Below are 937 nucleotides of genomic sequence, written 5' to 3' on the forward strand. Positions count from 1 at the left end.
CCGAGCGTGCCGGAAATCCAGATGTCGTCGCCGGGGCGTGCGGCATCGCGCCGCAGGGCCATGCCGGCGGGCACGTCGCCGAGCACCGTCAGGCTCAGCGTGAGCGGGCCGCGCGTGGTGTCGCCGCCGATCAGCTCGCAGCCGTGGGCATCGGCCAGCGCCAGCATGCCGGCGGCCAGCTCGCCGAGCCAGTCCGGGTCCGCCTCGGGCAGCGCCAGCGCCAGCGTGAACGCGCGCGGCTCGGCGCCCATCGCGGCCAGGTCCGACAGGTTCACGGCCAGCGCCTTGTGGCCCAGCGCGCGCGGCGCCACGTCGGGGAAGAAATGGCGGCCGCTGACCAGCATGTCGGTGCTGATGGCGAGGTGGTGGCCGGGGCGGCCTTCGATCAGCGCGCAGTCGTCGCCCACGCCGAGCACCGCCTTGCGCGCGGGGCGGGTGAAGAAGCGGCGGATCAGGTCGAATTCGGAGAGCGGGGCGCCGGGCGCACCGGCGGCGCGGGAAGAAGATGGCATGGGACGGGTGGCGGCGGGATTCCGCCCGGGGCGGCGCCCGGCGCCGCGGGTTACGCCCCGCTGGTCAGCGCTGGCGGCATGCGGCATATTGTACCGAAACGCAAAGCTGCCCCGCGCAAAACGCTTATTGTGAAATAATATTTCACAATATAAAATGTCAGGTTCAGAAGGAAGAGACCGCGGGTATGTGGAACCGGCCCGCCTTTTCGTTTCCCATAACGTCTACAACGGTTCCACCGACCGGAAGATGCGCCGATGACCAGTCCCCAGCAGCCCACGCCCCAAGACGAACTGAAGCAGCAGCAGCGTGAGGCGCTGCGCAAAGCCGCCCTGGAATATCACGAGTTTCCGACTCCCGGGAAGATCTCGGTCACGCCGACCAAGCCGCTGTCGAACCAGCGCGACCTGGCGCTGGCCTACTCCCC

The 937-nt window shown here is 69.3% G+C and carries 2 protein-coding genes; one reads left to right on the plus strand and one right to left on the minus strand.

The window, feature by feature from the left end:
* The coding region (gene thiL / locus K206_RS38855) for a thiamine-phosphate kinase (protein WP_020204309.1) at positions 1-512 on the minus strand (512 nt) is incomplete at its 3' end.
* 255 nt (positions 513-767) lie between these two features.
* Here thiL and K206_RS41765 point away from each other — a divergent pair.
* Positions 768-937, plus strand: a 170-nt coding sequence (locus tag K206_RS41765; protein ID WP_155888162.1) for a hypothetical protein, incomplete at its 3' end; no start/stop codon positions are given.

The sequence above is a fragment of the Cupriavidus sp. WS genome (assembly GCF_000395345.1).
GTDB lineage: Bacteria > Pseudomonadota > Gammaproteobacteria > Burkholderiales > Burkholderiaceae > Cupriavidus > Cupriavidus basilensis_B.